Here is a 16,934-nt window from a genome sequence, read left to right on the forward strand (position 1 = left end):
TTAGCTTTTCTATAACCTAAGCAGATTAGAAATTAAAACATAGTAGTATTAAAAACTGAGAGACTAATTTTCAATTATATTGTGTTTTAAAAATATCAATCAATACATCAGGCGGTACAATCTTATTCGGAAAACTTTCCATTAAATACAAAACTTTACTTATAGATTCATGGCTTAAACCCATGCGTAATCCAAAATTATAAAGTTTAATAACATTTTTATGGTTGTTTGCACTTTCACTATCTATATTCATTAGTAAAACCAAACGGTGAAACTGTACAATGCGCTCGCTATGAGATTTTAAATGTATATAGTTTATAGGGTGTTCTATTAAATAATCAAAATCTTCTCGTGAAATTTCTAACTGCTTAGCAACTCCAAGTAAAAAGTTATATTCTATGTTTTTGAGGTCTTTGTCGTATTTTGCGAATGCTATCATTTCGGATAGTAGACTTAGTTTTTCTACTCTATTAATCATGTCTTGAGGGATTAAGTAATTAACATTATAAAGATACGCACAAGAGTAATTTAATAATCGTAGATATCGGGCAACTTATCGAAAACCCGCAGGTATTTGGTCGTGAAATTTAATTATTTCATCTCAAAAATGACTTTTAAAACTGTAATTTCTTAACATAATTGGTGAATAGATAATAAATCAAATTTATTTTATATTACTGATTTTCAACAAGTTAAAAAACGCAAATAATCATTTTTTTATAATAATTAAAAGGTATTTTTAAGGTATCTTTACAAAAATTTCAAAAACGCTAGAATTGGTGTCGGTTGATGGCATTATCGATAAACGGCAACCTTATATTCTGTTTAAAATAATTTTATGACAAACAATGATATTTTAAAAAAATTACGTGTGGCGTTAAAGCTGCGCGATGATGATATTGTTAAGATTTTAGAGCTCGTAGATTTCAGAATTTCGAAAAGTGAATTGGGTGCTTTTTTTAGAAGTGAAGACCATCCAAAATATATGGAATGTGGCGATCAGATATTGCGAAACTTTTTAAACGGACTGGTAATCCATTTACGAGGTCCCATGCCTGAAAAAAATTCGCAGGCTAAATCTAAACCAAATCCGAAACCTGGTTTTGAAAAAGGCGACCCTTCCGCGAAAGCGCAACCTAAAAAGAATCTAAAAAAGAAAAGTTTATTACATTCTAAAACAAACAAAAAGAGCAACGAATAACGTTGCTCTTTTTTTATATTAAGATTGCTGCTTCTGCAGAAATTATTACGCTAATACTTGTTGCACTTTATCGGCAGCTTCCTGAAATTCTGTTGCACTCAACACAGCTAATCCAGAATTATCAATTAATTCTTTAGCGATATCTGCATTGGTTCCTTGTAAACGCACAATAATTGGCACATTAATAGTCCCCATGTTTTTGTAAGCATCAATAACACCTTGCGCTACACGGTCGCAACGAACAATACCACCAAAAATATTTATAAGTATTGCTTTTACCGCTGGATCTTTTAAGATGATTTTAAAAGCCGCTTCTACACGCGCAGCATCAGCAGTACCTCCAACATCTAAAAAGTTTGCTGGTTCACCACCTGCTTGTTTAATTAAATCCATGGTTGCCATGGCTAATCCGGCACCGTTTACCATACAGCCTACGTTACCATCTAAATCAACATAATTTAAACCAAGTTCTCCAGCTTCCACTTCAATGGCACTTTCTTCGCGCACATCGCGCAAATCAACATAGTTTTTATGTCTGAAAAGTGAATTATCATCGATGGTAACTTTAGCATCAACTGCTAATATTTTATTATCACTTGTTTTTAAAACCGGATTGATTTCGAATAAAGATGAATCAGATTTTACATAAGCCGTATAAAGATTAGACACAAATTTTGTCATTTCTTTAAAAGCATTACCAGATAATCCTAAATTAAAAGCGATGCGTCTCGCCTGAAATGGCAATAACCCAACAGTCGGATCTATTTCTTCGGTAAATATTAAATGTGGTGTTTCTTCGGCAACAGTTTCAATGTCCATACCACCTTCGGTAGAATACATAATCATGTTACGACCCGTACTTCTGTTTAATAATACCGACATATAAAACTCACTCGTTTCACTTTCACCTGGATAATAAACATCTTCAGCTATTAAAACTTGATGCACTTTTTTACCCGCTGCAGAAGTTTGTGGTGTAATAAGATTCATTCCTATTATTTGTCCTGCGATTTCTTCAACTTCTTGAAGGTTTTTAGCAAGTTTTACACCGCCACCTTTACCGCGACCACCGGCATGTATTTGTGCTTTTACAACATACCAACTTGTACCTGTTTCTGATGTTAAGTGTTTTGCAGCAACTACTGCGTCTTGAGCATTTTGAGCAACAATACCTCGTTGTATACGCACTCCAAAACTGCTTAATATTTCTTTGCCTTGATATTCGTGTAAATTCATAATGAGCTAAATCGTTATAGTTGGGCAAATGTAAATAATCATGATAACTTACCCTAATATTTAATTATGAAAACTGCCATTTTATATGAAAGAAATTTAATTTGTTATATAATTAACATTTTGTTTAATTTGTGTAATTTTTAATTTATTTCTTTTTTATTTATTCTAAAGAAATATCTTTGACGAAAATTTGAAAATTATGTTGGAAAATCAATTGCTGAAAATTGCACAAGATTTTGGAAGTCCGGTTTACGTTTATGATGCCGAAAAAATTGAATCTCAATACAAAAGACTTACTAATGCTTTTAAAAGCGTAAAAAGTCTTAAAATAAATTATGCTGTTAAAGCCTTATCAAATATATCGATATTAAAACTTTTTAACACTTTAGGATCTGGCATTGACACCGTTTCTATTCAAGAAGTTCAACTAGGTTTAGCAGCCGGTTTTCAACCAAAACAAATTATTTTTACACCAAATGGTGTGTCATTATCTGAAATTGAAGAAGCAGCTAAATTAGGTGTTGAAATTAATATCGATAATTTATCAATACTAGAACAATTTGGTACGAAACACCCAAACACGCCTGTTTGTATTCGTATCAATCCGCATGTAATGGCGGGTGGTAATGCCAATATTTCTGTGGGCCATATCGATTCTAAATTTGGTATATCTATTCATCAAATACCTCATATTTTGCGTATTGTTGAAAATACTAAAATGAGAATTAACGGTATCCATATGCATACGGGTAGTGATATTTTAGATATTGAAGTGTTTCTTTATGCCAGCGAAATATTATTTGAAACTGCTAAACAATTCAAAAATTTAGATTTTATAGATTTTGGTTCTGGATTTAAAGTGCCTTACAAACCAGGAGATATTGAAACAAATATTGAAGAATTAGGAGAAAAATTATCTGCTAAATTCAATGCGTTTTGTAAAGAATATGGTAAAGATTTAACCCTAGCTTTCGAACCTGGAAAGTTTTTAGTTAGTGAATCTGGAAGCTTTTTAACAAAGGTAAACGCCATAAAACAAACAACTTCTACCGTTTTTGCACAAGTGGATTCTGGGTTTAATCATTTAATAAGACCTATGTTTTACGGTTCTCACCACGAAATTATAAATATTTCAAACCCGAAAGGACGCGAACGTTTTTATACAGTAGTAGGTTACATTTGCGAAACAGATACTTTTGGAAACAACAGACGTATTAATGAAATTAACGAAGGTGATATTCTGCAATTTAAAAACGCCGGCGCTTACTGTTTTTCTATGGCAAGCAATTACAACTCAAGATTCCGACCAGCAGAGGTTTTATGGTATAAAGACAAAGCACACCTTATAAGAAAAAGAGAGACGTTTGATGATATTATAAACAATCAAATAGAAGTCGATTTTTCACCAAAAAAAAATAAAGAATTGGTTAAATAAGCCAAATTATTAAAGTCTTTAAAATGCTCAACTTTTGTTGAGCATTTTTTTTCTTTACATATAATTTTATGAATAATATTCATATTATTTGTTAATAATCATATTTTTACATAATATTACTAGATATTTCCCTGAGTCTTTTTAAAGCTGAATAATAAATTAAGAAAGACTTCATGCTAATTCCAAAGTTTACATTCTACTTTAAAAAAAACTTTATAACTACTGTTATATTACTCTTTTCTTGTGTTTCTATGGCTCAACATTCGGCAATAGACAGTTTAGAACTGTTGCTTAACAACGAAAAAAACAACAGCAAATCCTTAGCATTACTCGAAGAAATTATTGCGACTGCCTCGAATTCAGATTTCAAAAGCGCACTTGTTTACGCAAGAAAAGCGGTAAAATTTGCCAATAAATCTGAATTTATTAACTGGCAACCAAAGTTTCATGAAATGAAAGGTAGAATCCATGCCAACCTTCTGGAACTCGATTCAGCTTCATATCACTTTGATAAGGCATTAAATGGATATACATCCAGTCAGGATAAAAAAGGGCAAGCTACTACGCTATTTAAAATTGGCTGGGTTTATAAAAAACGAGGGCTTTTAGAAAACGCCATGCAATGCGATTTAAAAGCACTAAATCTTATGGAATCTATAAATGATAAAGCGGGTATAGCAGGTGCCAACACACGCATTTCTGAAGATTTATACAGACAAGAACGCTATCAGGAAGCATTAGACTACGCGTTAAAAAACATTACCTTTTGTAAAAAGCATAAGTTAAACGAAGAACTAGTTTATAGCTTGACTAATGCAGGAAGTGCTGCCATTGGCATGGGCAACTATAAAGAATCATACAATTATTTTAATAAGGCACTTACCTTAGCTAAAGCACTCAACTTTAACCCCATAAGCATGTGCGATTTCTTAAATAACCGCGGAAATGCGCTTAAAAGACTGGGGCGATATTCTGAAGCTTTAATGGATTATGAACATGTTTTAAAACTTTCGCAACAAACAAATTATAGAAATGCCTATGCCACGGTAACCGCCAATTTAGGTGAAATTAATCTCTTAACGGGCAATTACCAAGAAGCCTTAAAATACCAACTGCAAACCGTAAAATTTCAAGAAGAAGATAACGATTTAAGTAACTTAACAGAAAATTACGGGCATGTTAGTACTATTTATGAAAAACTTGGTAATTATCCTTTGGCTTTAGAATATCAAAAGAAAGCCCGTATAATGCGCGATAGCACTGCAAAAATAGAAAGTGATAAAACCATGTCGAGCCTTTTGGCAAAATATGACTCAGAAAAAAAAGAAAACACCATTGCCGCTCAAAAAACACAACTTGCACAACAACGTCTGGTGCAATGGCTAAGTATTGGTGTTGCCAGTTTACTTTTAGGTTTTTTGTTATTTGGATATAAGAGTTATTCCATACGAACAAAAACAAATAAATTATTAGAAGCTAAAAACAAACAGAACGAATTACTGCTTAAAGAAATACATCACCGCGTAAAAAACAACCTAGAACTTGTTAAAAGTTTAATTTCATTACAGTCTGAACAAATTGAAGATGCAGTAACAAAAGATGCCATGATAGCCAGCCAAAATCGAGTACAATCAATGGGTATCATTCATCAAAAACTATATCAAGGTAAAAATTTAGGCCATGTTGAAATGAAAGATTACTTTCTAAATTTAGGAGAAGGCATTTTAGACACATTTAATTTAGAAAATAAAATTAAAATTGAATGTGCTATGGAACATCTCGAATTAGATATAGACACAGCCATCCCAATCGGTTTAATTGTTAACGAACTTTTAACCAATGCCTTAAAATATGCATTTCCAGAAAACAAATCTGGACATATTTCTATTAGCCTATCAAAAACATCTCCTGAAACACTTACCCTTCAAGTAGCCGATAACGGTATTGGTAAAACAAAAGGATTAGCACCAAAAGGTACCGGATTTGGTTTGCAACTTATTAAATTATTAACGCAACAACTTAATGGAGAAATGACTGAAGACACTGCAAACGGCACTTCTGTCCTATTTCATTTCAAATTAAATAAAGCAGCATAAATGAATCGAAAAACTAAAATATTAATAGTAGAAGATGAAATGATTATTGCTGCAAATATTTCGTTACTACTTACAAATCTGGGTTATGAGGTCACTGGCATTTTATCTAAAGGCGAAGAAGCATTGGTTCATATTGAGCAAAACCAACCAGACATTCTGCTTTTAGATATTACACTAAAAGGGAATATCGATGGCATTGAAACAGCTCAAATAATGCAAAAAACGTTCGACATCCCCATAATCTATTTAACCGCAAACGCCGATGAAATAAATTTTAACAGAGCAAAAACAACGCATCCTTACGCCTTTATTTCTAAACCATTCAAGAAATTAGATTTAGAGCGCGCCATAGAATTAACCATAAACAGAGTAATCTCTGAAAATGGACAAGGTACAACAGCAACCGATAAAACCGATCCTTTTATATTAAGCGACAGTATTTTTGTGCGGCATCTAGAAAAAATGGTGCGTGTAGATATAAAAGACATTTTATATATAGAAGCCGAAAGGAATTATTGCCGCATTTATTCAAAAATAAAAGAATATTTGTTGGTAATGACCTTAAAAGATTTAGATGAAAAATTACCACAGAAACATTTTATAAGAGTACACCGCTCCTTCATTGTAAACCTCTCCCAGATAGACGAAGTAGCGACAAGCCATATTGTAATAGCCAAAAAAGCAATCCCAGTAAGTAAGTCTTTAAAAGAAGAATTATTAAACCGCTTACAAACCATTTAAGCATCACTTCCTCCCTTTTTTTAATTAAAAGCCTTAGATAAACAAAAAGCTAGATTCGGACAGCAAACCGCGCGTTTCGTCCTAAATCATTTTTATTTTACCTTGATTATAAGTTACTTAGACTTAATTCCCTAAGTAATACTTATTAAGCAACAAGCAATGTTTAATCATTATAACTATTAATGAAGTCTTTAAAATAAAAACAAAATAGGTAACCAACCATACCTTAACCTCGCAATTTCTTTTTAATGAAGACTTGAGAGGTTAAAAAGCACTATTTAACAGGCAGTATTTTTGGGAGAGAATTATTGGTAATAGTAAAAAATCAATCTTAAAAATTAAGAGGGAACAAGTTAGTCACTATAACTATTACCAGCTGCCTGTTTTTTTAACCTAAAAGATATTTTATGAAAAAAGCAGGTATTATTGGCGGCGCTGGCTTTATAGGAAGCCATATCACCAAACGGTTTTTAGAAACTGGTTTTGATGTAAAAGTATCTACAACAAATATTGCAAATCAGGAAAAATACAAGCATCTCATGGAACTCAACCATGCAGATCATTTACATATTAGTGAACTTAATGTAGAGGATAAAAAACAAATAGAAGAATTTGTAAAAGATTGCGATATTATTGTTCATGGCGGCACACCTTTTCAACTTGATTTTAAAGATCCGAAATTAGAGTTATTCGACCCGACCATAAAAGGCACTGAAAATTTCTTAGCAGTGCTGAAGAATACACCTTCCATTGAAAAAGCTGTTTTCATAGCATCAGTCGCTGCTTGGAACACCAATTTCCCTTTGCCTGCAGGTGGCAAAACTCCCAACGATACATTTAGTGAAAACGACACGCCTTTTATAAGCGAAGAAAGTCATCCTTACGCACAGGCTAAATTTATAGCTAATCAAACGGTAAACAACTTCATTAAAAATAACCCGAATCTTGACTTTGAAATTACCAGTGTTTCACCAGTAATGGTGATGGGCAAATCACTATCCAATAGAGAAGATTCGACATCTACTGGCATACAATTTTTATTTAAAAATAAAATCGCGCCTAATCCTTTCATACAGATGTTTTATGACACAGATATAGAATTAGCAATGATAGACGTGAAAGATGTGGCAGAAGCAGTTTACAAAGCCGCCACTACATCACAATTACATGGAAAAAACTATTTGTTAAGTAGTGAAACTTATCCAGTGTCAGACGTTACACTCATGCTAAACAATCAAAACCCTAAACATACGCCCAAAATAATTTACCAAAACAAAATGGCAAAACACGAACTGGGTTTATCAATACAATCCGTTAAAACTTCATTAAATCAATTTACGAACTAATCTGACAAAATAAATGCTATTTATTAACTAAAAACCAAAACAATGAAAAAACAAACATTATTATTTGTAATCGCCCTAACAAGTTTATTTATAACCTATGGCCAGAAAAAAGCCAACGGAACGATTTATATTGATCATCCTGCAATCGCAGTAGTTGAAAATATGACCAAAGCTTTTGTAAGTGGTGATTCAGAAAAAGTTGCTAGTTTTTTAGCAGATGATTTTAAATCATTTAATGGTGTAAGCGTTAACACTAATGACAAAGGACAAGACAAAGAATCGTTTGCAAAAAGCGCAAAAGGTTGGGCTGATGCGTTAGATTATTTTTCTATTACACGCACAAAAGGCGCCTATCCCGATGCCTTAGAATATAAAGAAAGTAATCAAAAAGATGTGGTTTGGGTACAAACCTGGGAAGATTTAAAAGGGGTGCATAAAAAAACAGGTGTAAAAATAAATATGCCTACCCATAAACTGTTTGTAGTAAACAAAAACAATAAAATACAAACCATAATTAATTACATTAACAACAGTATCCCAGATGAAATTGGTAGCAGTTATGTTAACCGAACCAATGGCACCATTTACAACCACCACGACAATATAAACACGGTTCGTAAACTTACCTATGCTTACGAAAATGGCGACTTAGATAAAACCATGAGCTTTTATAGCGATGATGCCAAATTCTCTGATATTAATACTGAATTTGGGAAATCGCTTACCAAAGCCGAAATAACACCAATCTGGAAAAAGTTTCTAGATGATTATGAAATAGTTAGTATCGATATGATTGGATATCCTGATTATTTAGAGTACGAAATGGGTAATGGTCGTGAAGTACTTTCATGGTGGAACTACCACTTAATACGTAAATCGGATAAAAAGAAACTTACTGTTCCTTTCCATTTTAGTAATAGCTTCGATGCCGATGGAAAAATCGTTGCCGAAATGGCTTATTACAGTCAGTCATTATTAAGTGCTAAGTAAGCTAATTACAATTAAAGGTTACCCAAATCCTTAAGTAAATTAAATCAATTAAAAACTAATTTATCTTAGGGTATTTGGGCTGCTTTTTTTACAGCCTTATAGGTAGATGATTTCTCAATAATCTAAACACACATAAAAATGAAAAAAACACTAACCTTATGCATGTTATCAATCGGACTTTGTTTGATGTCATGCGGAGATTCAAAAAACAAAAAAGACATTAAAATGTATTCTGAAACATGGGATCAAATTGTTAACGATGGGAATCTAGACCTCATTAACAACACAAATTTCACCGAAGACATAACAATGATATCTAGTCCAGAAAACATTGTTGGTATTGATAATTTTAAAGCCTTTTACCAGAACTTCATTACTGGGTTTTCAGATATTCAATTTACAGTGGTTGATATATTTGGCGAAGGTGATAATATTATAAAACATTGGAATTTTAAAGGTAAACACACTGGTGATTTCTTCGGAATTCCTGCCACTGGAAAATCGGTAGATATTGAGGGTGTTACACTGGCCAAAATGAAAGATGGCAAAATTGCACAAGAACAAGACTTTATGGATAATATGCTGTTTATGCAACAATTAGGTATTATGTCTTCTTCGGATAATATTGGAATTGTTGATGCCGCTTATAAGGCGTTTGGTACGGGTGATATTCCTGCTGTCCTTGCTGTTTTAGATGAAAAAGTTGAATGGAATGAAGCGGAAGGAAACGCTTACGCCGATGGCAATCCTTACATAGGACCTGATGCCGTTTTAAATGGCATTTTTAAACGAATTGGCGACGACCATGAATACTTTAAACTAACTGATATTCAACTTCATGATATGTCTAACAATCAGGTATTGGCCACATTACGTTACGATGCTAAAGTAAAAAAAACGGGAAAATCCTATAACACGCAAGCAGCTCATTTATGGACTTTTAATAACGGAAAAGTAGTTGCATTTCAACAATATGTCGACACGAAACAACTTGCTACGGCTTTTAATAAATAGCTAAAGAACAAATCATTTAAATAAAAACTAATCAAATATGAAAAAGATTCTTAAACTTTCGCTTTATGTCTGTTTTGCATTTAGCCTAATAAAATCAACTGTTTGTATTAGTCAAAATAATGATAGTAATAAATACAATTTTGAGCAAATCGCAAAAGAACGGGCTTTAATCCAAGATGAAAATGACGTCAAAATAAAAATTATTCATTTTTTGTCTTTAACTGGTAATTATGATTTTGAAGCCATTGAAAAAATAATGACTAATAAACCTAGTTATACAATCCATTTTAGTGATGGTCCTTCAGCGCATGTTAAGTTTGATGCCGTTTCAAATGTCTATGGTGTTCCCATGATACAAAACATAAACTACTTCACATTAAAAAAGGAAAACGATATTTGGAAAATAGTAAACGCCTCTTTTACTTCAACTCCAATTACATCAGATAAAATAATTTTTGACCTTATGTGTTTTGCAAGAGATTACGCAAAGGCGTGGTGTAGTCAAAATCCTGATGCTGTTGCTTTGTTTTTTGCTGAAGAAGGGTCGCTAACAATAAACAACGGAAAGTCCTCAATTGGAAGAACTGCAATTGCTAAAGATGCCGAAAGTTTTATGAATGCCTTCCCAGATATGGTAGTCACTATGAACCGATTAGTTTCAACTATTAATGGTTTTGAGTTTCATTGGACATTAACAGGAACAAATACAGGGACAAATGGTACTGGAAAAAAAGTTAAAATTAGTGGTTTTGAATTATGGCAAATGGATAACAACGGCTTGATAAAACAATCTAAAGGCAGTTTTGATGCTGAAGATTACAATAGACAACTCAAAAATGGTTTTGAAAATCAATTTTGAATTTAAAAGTAACTAAACAACATGAAACCTGAACCAACCAACACAGAAGTACTGGATATTGAAACATTCACAAAAAACAATTTAATATTATCTGAAAACCCTGTTTTGCGTTATTTAACATTTTCGGCATTATACTTGGCTCAAGGTATTCCTGAAGGTATCACGTACTTCGCTATCCCAGCATGGTTAGCGATGAACAATAAAACTCCTGTAGAAATTGCCAGTTTTGTTGCAGTAATTGGTATTCCCTGGAGTTTTAAAATTCTTATTGCTCCTCTCATGGATAGATTTACAATTTTATCAATGGGAAGAAAACGCCCTTGGGTAATTTTTGGGCAGTTGGGATTAATTCTCAGTTTTTTAGCTATTGGTTTGGTACAAGACCCATTAAACAACTTAAACGGATTAATGATTGCTGGTTTTTTTATTAGTTTTTTTGGAGCTTTTCAAGATGTGGCAACAGATGGAATGGCAATAGATATTGTACCCATTAACCAACAAGCCAGAGCCAATGGTTTAATGTGGGGTTCGAAAATTATTGGGACATCGTTAGCATTAGTTATTGGAACTGCTTTAATTAACATATTGGGCTTTAATACTGCCATTTCCTCGTTATCAATTGCAGTTGCTTTTATCATTTTAGTTCCAATTTGTTTTAGAGAACGCCCAGATGAAAAAATAATGCCTTGGACAAAAGGTAAACCATCTAAAGAATCAAAAGCAGCACAATTAGAGAGTTGGAGTCAAATATTTAAAAACCTGTTTAAAGTAGTAGTGTTACCATCAACTATTTTTATGGGTATTGCATCTATTATAAATGGTACTATGTATGGTTTAATTGATACATTTTTACCAATTTTTACTATTCAAGAATTAGGTTGGACAAACACTTCCTTTTCACAAGTATATTCCATAACAACTGTTGTTGGCGGCTTTTTTGGAATGTTTGCCGGAGGTGCTTTAGTTGATTTTTTTGGCGATAAAAAAATGATAATAATTTACCTAATTGCAAGTTTGGTATTAATAATTGGTCTTGCAGTATTACCCTATTTATGGGGAAATGACAAATTTATATTTGGGTTCATTTTATTATACTATCTATTTTACACATTTCTGTGCATTGCCATGTTTGCAGCTAGCATGAAATTATGTTGGCAAACTGTGGCTGCAACACAGTTCACGCTTTTCATGGCACTATCTAATATGGGGAGAGCAGCAGGTTCTGGATTATTAGGGACGTTTAAAGAGATTATGTCTTGGGAATACGTTTTACTATGCACTGCCCTTTCGCCATTATTAACTATTGTTTTTATTAAACTGATAAATTTTAAAAAACAAAGAAAAACTATAGATGCGCTTAGCAAAATATAACTTTTCATAAGCTTTGGCTAAATATAAAAGAATGATAATTATAAATTTTATTTGAAAAACCATTTCTAAAACATATCATATGAAACTTTTAAAATATAGTTTTTTACTTTTTGCTTTATTCTTTGTAGGCTGTAATAAACCAGAAGAAATGGCAAAAGCCATTCTGTTTTTATGTTCAGATGAATCTAGTTATATAAGTGGTTCGACACTTACGGTAGATGGAGGACTCACATTGACGTTGTAGCCCGTTGAATAACTATGATAAAAAAAACGGCGAAACCGAAAACCGATTAGAGTAGGTATTAAAAAATAAATACAAAAATCATGAAACAGACAATCGTAACCAGACACAGAGTAGGCAATATTGAAACATGGCTTAAAGGGCACCAAGATAGACTTGATGTATTTGCACCTGCCATATCCGACCTTAAAACATTTCAGGATACTAACGATCCCAATTCGGTAGTATTAATAGTTGAAGTTACCGATATGCAAAAATTCGAAGCCATTTTAAATGATCCTTCGCTTAAAGCATTAAAAAATAAGCACACCGTACTAGAACCAATAACGGTATCCGTGCCAGCAAAAGTTTAAGTTTTTATAAAATGATAATTTATTGATGCGAATGGACAGTTCCATTTTGCTGTCCAATTCGTATATTATCAACCAATGGTTTCACCCAAAAATTCAGTAAGACAGCAAGCAGTTTTTATTAATTGTTATACAATAATAACACAAATAAAAAGAATCAAATAAGAAAAAACAAACAGTAATCTAGTCGTTAACCTTTCCTTTAAAAACATTTACTTTAGCATTAAACGGATTACCCGATGCACGTCTTAACATAACCACCTGCCCACAATGCCATAAGGCATCCGAAATGGGGCCGTTTATAATATTCCAAAACGGAACCTCGGTGCCTTCAAGTTTAAAAGCAGTTTCAGTATTTCTTAATACATCCGAGACTGCTTTAAAATTCATCAAGGTTTGTTTTCGTTTTTCTGAAAAAGCAAGTTCTAATGTATTGGTGTCTTTATTATTAATTAAAACACTGTTTCTAATAAACTTAGACAAGCCATAAATATGCTCGATGGTTTCTGAAGACGTACGACTAGATTCCCCTACTTTGTAATTCAAATCTTCATCACGTAAACCTTCAGTCGCCCAATAATATCTAAACCCCAAACCATCTATCATTCTAGCCGCCACCGAATTTGCAGAATAACTCTCCTGATATTCAGGAATTTCATAATAAGGTAAAGAGTCGTGGTTTTGAGCCATAATAATCACAGAATTAAATAAAAGAAAAATGACTATGAAATTTTTCATTTTTTAGTTGTTGTTTGATAGTTGATAGTTGATTAAACTATTAACTATTAATTACTGAATTTACTTAATCCCATATTTATCAAACAGATACATCAAGGCCGTCATGGTACCTGCTCCTAATTCTAATTCACGCTTATTTACAGCATCAAACGTGTCGTTGCTTGCGTGGTGATGATCGAAATAACGTTGTGAATCTGGCCTTAAACCTGCCACTACGTTTTTATCTGTTTTAAGCGGCCCAACATCGGATCCACTTCCACCCTTTTCGAAATAATGAATTAAATACGGTTTAAAAAGATGTTGCCAACTTAAAACCTGATTAAAATTGGCATCGCTACACTCAAAACTAAAACCTCTGGGCGTAAATCCACCTGCATCACTTTCTAAGGCAACTATATGATTTTCGTTTTTTTGCTTCGCTTCTTCGGCATATTTTTTGGCACCACGTAAACCATTTTCTTCATTCATAAATAAAACAACGCGAATGCTTCTTTTGGGCTTTATTCCACACTCCTTAAAAAGCCTTAAAACTTCCATAGACTGTACAACACCAGCACCATCGTCGTGCGAACCATCGCCTAAATCCCAGGAATCTAAATGCCCACCAACTAACATATATTCTTTAGGATATTGACTTCCAGTTATTTCGCCAATAACATTATACGATTGCACATCTTTAAGTTGCTGGCAGTTTTGTTTAAAATATAATTTTATGTTTTTATCTAACTGCAACATGGTACTTAATATCTCTGCATCATTGGTACTTATAGCTGCCGATGGGATGCGTTTTTCAACTGGTAAGTCATCGTAGGTCATACTTCCTGTGTGTGGTAAATCGTCTAATCTTAAATTCATAGATCTTACAATAACGCCAATTGCGCCATATTTTGCAGCTTGCACAGCACCTTGATAACGTTGATTCACACAACCACCATACGCCTCGTGTGTCTGAATTAAATCTGCCTGCATAGGGCGATTAAAAAACACAATCTTACCTTCAATGTTTGCTTTTCCTAAAGCTTCTAATTCCTCAAACGTTTTTACTTCAACAATATGAGCCTTAATACCAAGCGAAGGTGTCGCTACCGAACCTCCTAAAGCACAGATATTAACAATATTTGTTTTACCCGGTTTTGTTTCAATATAAGCATATTCTTTAGCACCTCTAACCCATTTTGGCACCATTACAGGCTGTAACCAAACTTGATCGAGACCTAATTTATCAAGTTCTTCTTTAGTGAAATCTACCGCGCGCTCTGCACCTAAAGAACCTGATAACCTGCTTCCTATTTGATTAGATAAATAATTTAACCATTCGTAACTTTTACCATTTGTTAAAGTGTTGTAATATATTTTTTTTAGAACTTCTTCATCGGTTTGAGAATAGAAATTTGTTGCGATTAACAAACAACATAGTAATGCATATGTTTTAAGCATAATTTGTTTTTTAATTTAAAGTGTTAAAAATAGTATTTATAAAAATTTCACTATCCAAAAGAAATCATAAAAAACTATTCACTTTTTAATTGCTGCTTGTATAATTCAATATTTGCTTTAATATCATCATCTAACTCGGGTTCTTCAATATCTTTATATTCCTTTAAAGTATCGTACATAATTTTGGCAACAATGTAACGTGCAGAATCTTTATCATCGGCAGGAATAGTATACCACGGGGCATGTGGTTTTGATGTTCTGTTAATGGCGTCTTCGTAACACTCCTGATAGCTATCCCAAAGTTTTCGCTCTTTTAAATCGCCAGGTGAAAATTTCCAGTTTTTTTCCTGTTTATCTAGACGACGTAACAACCTATTTTTCTGTTCTTCTTTAGAAAGATTTAAAAAGAATTTGAAAATGATCGTTCCGTTTTCGGCAATATGTTTTTCAAAATTATTTATCTGTTCAAAACGCTTGTCCCAAAAAGCATCATTAATATCATCTACGGAATTTACGGTTGGAATATTTTCACCCAAAATATAACCAGGATGCACTCTAGTAACTAACACGTTTTCGTAATGTGTTCGATTAAAAACCCCAAACTTTCCTCTTGGCGGCAGCGCGATATAATGACGCCACAAATAATCATGATTTAGCTCTAATTCTGTTGGAACCTTAAAACTATGCACCACAACACCACGCGTATTAAAATCTTTAAACACCTCACGAATTAAACTGTCTTTACCAGAAGTATCCATACCTTGAAGACAGACCAAAACAGCATATTTTCCATGCGCATACATGGTATCTTGAAGCTTACCCAGTTTTTTACGTATATCTTCTAATTCGCCATCGGCTTTTTTAATTACCAGTTTTGTTTGGCTGTTTTTTAAGGAAATTGGTGAGGTTACTTTAAAATCTTCAATGGAATACTTTTTCATAAAACGGTTCGATTACAATTATTTTATAAATATAGTAAAACAATAATTTCTTTAAGAAGTGTATCAATTTGAAAAAAAATGGTATTTTCGTTATACCTACTTATTAACCTAACCAAATAACCATGAAAAAACTATCCCTATTTTTCTTGATTTTTATCGTATGTGCAAAATTTCAAGCACAAAATTCACCTTGTGTTGATGCTGATTCTAATTTAATCTATGCGTATTCTAATGTAAAAGATTCGTACGAATCGAATAATATTCAGCATTTAAAATATTATGCAGACAAATCTTTAATTTCTTTTGAAGCGGCGAAAGTAAATTTAAAGAAATGTGGTTGCGATACTGCTTTCGAATTAGCGTATAATGCCAAAGAACTTATGAAAAAAGTTGAAGGTACGTCTACTTTTGAAGATGGCCGATTTTTTGTAAAAAGAGCCAAAGAAATTACTCAAAATGTTATAACCGAATTAAACAAATGCACCATTCCTGCCAATAACAAGACCGAAAAAGTGGCACATGTAGAAGACAAGAGTAATAACGATTTAAAAGCTTTACAACAAGAAAAAGAAAAATTAGAGCAACAACAATTGGCTTTAAAACTTAAAGAAGCCGAAATACTTAAAAAACTGGATGCACAAAAAAACAAAGAATTAGCGCTACAAAAAGAAACACTAATAAAGGAATGCAAAACAGCGCTTAATGCCAATATTACAGCCTGTAATAACGTATTAAAAATACATGGAAGCAGTTCCGCTTTAGCGCTTTATGATAAAAATGATGCGGCGTTACTTTCTGAAAGTATGGAAACAATAAAATCCCATTTTTTAAATATTAGCAAAGAAAAATCTACTGAATTCACAGATAAGCTCAATCTTTTGTGACGTCCTGAAATAGTGATACAGAATTAATAATTTAAAGGTAGTGATTTTATGTCA

Annotated in this window: 17 protein-coding genes; 12 read left to right on the forward strand and 5 right to left on the reverse strand. The window is 32.8% G+C overall.

Annotated features, from left to right (window positions below; genetic code table 11):
• Positions 1–70: 70 nt before the first annotated feature.
• Positions 71–478, reverse strand: coding sequence for a TerB family tellurite resistance protein (locus ACFQ0I_RS17225; protein WP_379944231.1), 408 nt, complete (start codon positions 476–478; stop codon positions 71–73).
• 360 nt (positions 479–838) lie between these two features.
• Here ACFQ0I_RS17225 and ACFQ0I_RS17230 point away from each other — a divergent pair, with 360 nt between their 5' ends.
• Positions 839–1,201 carry a DUF1456 family protein gene (locus tag ACFQ0I_RS17230; protein ID WP_379944232.1) on the forward strand — a complete coding sequence of 121 codons (363 nt, stop codon included), beginning with the start codon at positions 839–841 and terminating at the stop codon, positions 1,199–1,201.
• 45 nt (positions 1,202–1,246) lie between these two features.
• Here ACFQ0I_RS17230 and sucC read toward each other — a convergent pair whose 3' ends face one another.
• Positions 1,247–2,437 (reverse strand): ADP-forming succinate--CoA ligase subunit beta, encoded by a 1,191-nt coding sequence (gene sucC / locus ACFQ0I_RS17235; protein WP_379944233.1) that lies wholly within the window; start codon positions 2,435–2,437, stop codon positions 1,247–1,249.
• Between the two features lie 199 nt (positions 2,438–2,636).
• On the opposite strand from sucC, the gene lysA reads away from it, so the two are divergent.
• From lysA to ACFQ0I_RS17285, 10 genes are all read left to right on the forward strand, one after another.
• Positions 2,637–3,872 carry a diaminopimelate decarboxylase gene (gene lysA, locus ACFQ0I_RS17240; RefSeq protein ID WP_379944234.1) on the forward strand — a complete coding sequence of 412 codons (1,236 nt, stop codon included), beginning with the start codon at positions 2,637–2,639 and terminating at the stop codon, positions 3,870–3,872.
• Between the two features lie 251 nt (positions 3,873–4,123).
• Positions 4,124–5,968 carry a tetratricopeptide repeat-containing sensor histidine kinase gene (locus ACFQ0I_RS17245; protein WP_379944235.1) on the forward strand — a complete coding sequence of 615 codons (1,845 nt, stop codon included), beginning with the start codon at positions 4,124–4,126 and terminating at the stop codon, positions 5,966–5,968.
• Positions 5,969–6,709 (forward strand): LytR/AlgR family response regulator transcription factor, encoded by a 741-nt coding sequence (locus tag ACFQ0I_RS17250; protein ID WP_379944236.1) that lies wholly within the window; start codon positions 5,969–5,971, stop codon positions 6,707–6,709. It abuts the gene before it with no gap.
• A 407-nt stretch (positions 6,710–7,116) separates the two neighbouring features.
• On the forward strand, positions 7,117–8,055 hold the full coding sequence (locus tag ACFQ0I_RS17255; protein WP_379944237.1) for an NAD-dependent epimerase/dehydratase family protein: 939 nt from the start codon (positions 7,117–7,119) through the stop codon (positions 8,053–8,055).
• Between the two features lie 42 nt (positions 8,056–8,097).
• On the forward strand, positions 8,098–9,045 hold the full coding sequence (locus ACFQ0I_RS17260; protein ID WP_379944238.1) for a nuclear transport factor 2 family protein: 948 nt from the start codon (positions 8,098–8,100) through the stop codon (positions 9,043–9,045).
• Between the two features lie 138 nt (positions 9,046–9,183).
• Complete coding sequence (locus tag ACFQ0I_RS17265; protein ID WP_379944239.1) at positions 9,184–10,059, forward strand: ester cyclase; 876 nt, start codon at positions 9,184–9,186, stop codon at positions 10,057–10,059.
• 37 nt (positions 10,060–10,096) lie between these two features.
• On the forward strand, positions 10,097–10,918 hold the full coding sequence (locus ACFQ0I_RS17270) for an ester cyclase (protein ID WP_379944240.1): 822 nt from the start codon (positions 10,097–10,099) through the stop codon (positions 10,916–10,918).
• A 21-nt stretch (positions 10,919–10,939) separates the two neighbouring features.
• Positions 10,940–12,289, forward strand: coding sequence for an MFS transporter (locus tag ACFQ0I_RS17275; RefSeq protein WP_379944241.1), 1,350 nt, complete (start codon positions 10,940–10,942; stop codon positions 12,287–12,289).
• A gap of 79 nt (positions 12,290–12,368) precedes the next feature.
• Positions 12,369–12,533: an SDR family oxidoreductase gene (locus tag ACFQ0I_RS17280; protein WP_379944242.1), complete on the forward strand. Its 165-nt coding sequence runs from the start codon at positions 12,369–12,371 to the stop codon at positions 12,531–12,533.
• Positions 12,534–12,613: 80 nt separating this feature from the next.
• Positions 12,614–12,883 (forward strand): hypothetical protein, encoded by a 270-nt coding sequence (locus ACFQ0I_RS17285; RefSeq protein ID WP_379944243.1) that lies wholly within the window; start codon positions 12,614–12,616, stop codon positions 12,881–12,883.
• Positions 12,884–13,063: 180 nt separating this feature from the next.
• On the opposite strand, the gene ACFQ0I_RS17290 is transcribed toward ACFQ0I_RS17285, so the two are convergent.
• The 3 genes from ACFQ0I_RS17290 to ACFQ0I_RS17300 form a co-directional block, all read right to left on the reverse strand.
• On the reverse strand, positions 13,064–13,618 hold the full coding sequence (locus tag ACFQ0I_RS17290; protein ID WP_379944244.1) for a hypothetical protein: 555 nt from the start codon (positions 13,616–13,618) through the stop codon (positions 13,064–13,066).
• A 60-nt stretch (positions 13,619–13,678) separates the two neighbouring features.
• Positions 13,679–15,055: a M20/M25/M40 family metallo-hydrolase gene (locus ACFQ0I_RS17295; RefSeq protein ID WP_379944245.1), complete on the reverse strand. Its 1,377-nt coding sequence runs from the start codon at positions 15,053–15,055 to the stop codon at positions 13,679–13,681.
• Between the two features lie 74 nt (positions 15,056–15,129).
• Positions 15,130–15,996: a PPK2 family polyphosphate kinase gene (locus ACFQ0I_RS17300; protein WP_379944246.1), complete on the reverse strand. Its 867-nt coding sequence runs from the start codon at positions 15,994–15,996 to the stop codon at positions 15,130–15,132.
• A gap of 122 nt (positions 15,997–16,118) precedes the next feature.
• Here ACFQ0I_RS17300 and ACFQ0I_RS17305 point away from each other — a divergent pair, with 122 nt between their 5' ends.
• The gene (locus ACFQ0I_RS17305) at positions 16,119–16,880 is read left to right on the forward strand and encodes a hypothetical protein (RefSeq protein WP_379944247.1); all 762 of its coding nucleotides are present in this window, start codon (positions 16,119–16,121) and stop codon (positions 16,878–16,880) included.
• The last annotated feature ends 54 nt before the right edge of the window (positions 16,881–16,934 follow it).

This window comes from Mariniflexile aquimaris, from assembly GCF_042676825.1.
Classification (GTDB): Bacteria; Bacteroidota; Bacteroidia; order Flavobacteriales; family Flavobacteriaceae; genus Mariniflexile; species Mariniflexile aquimaris.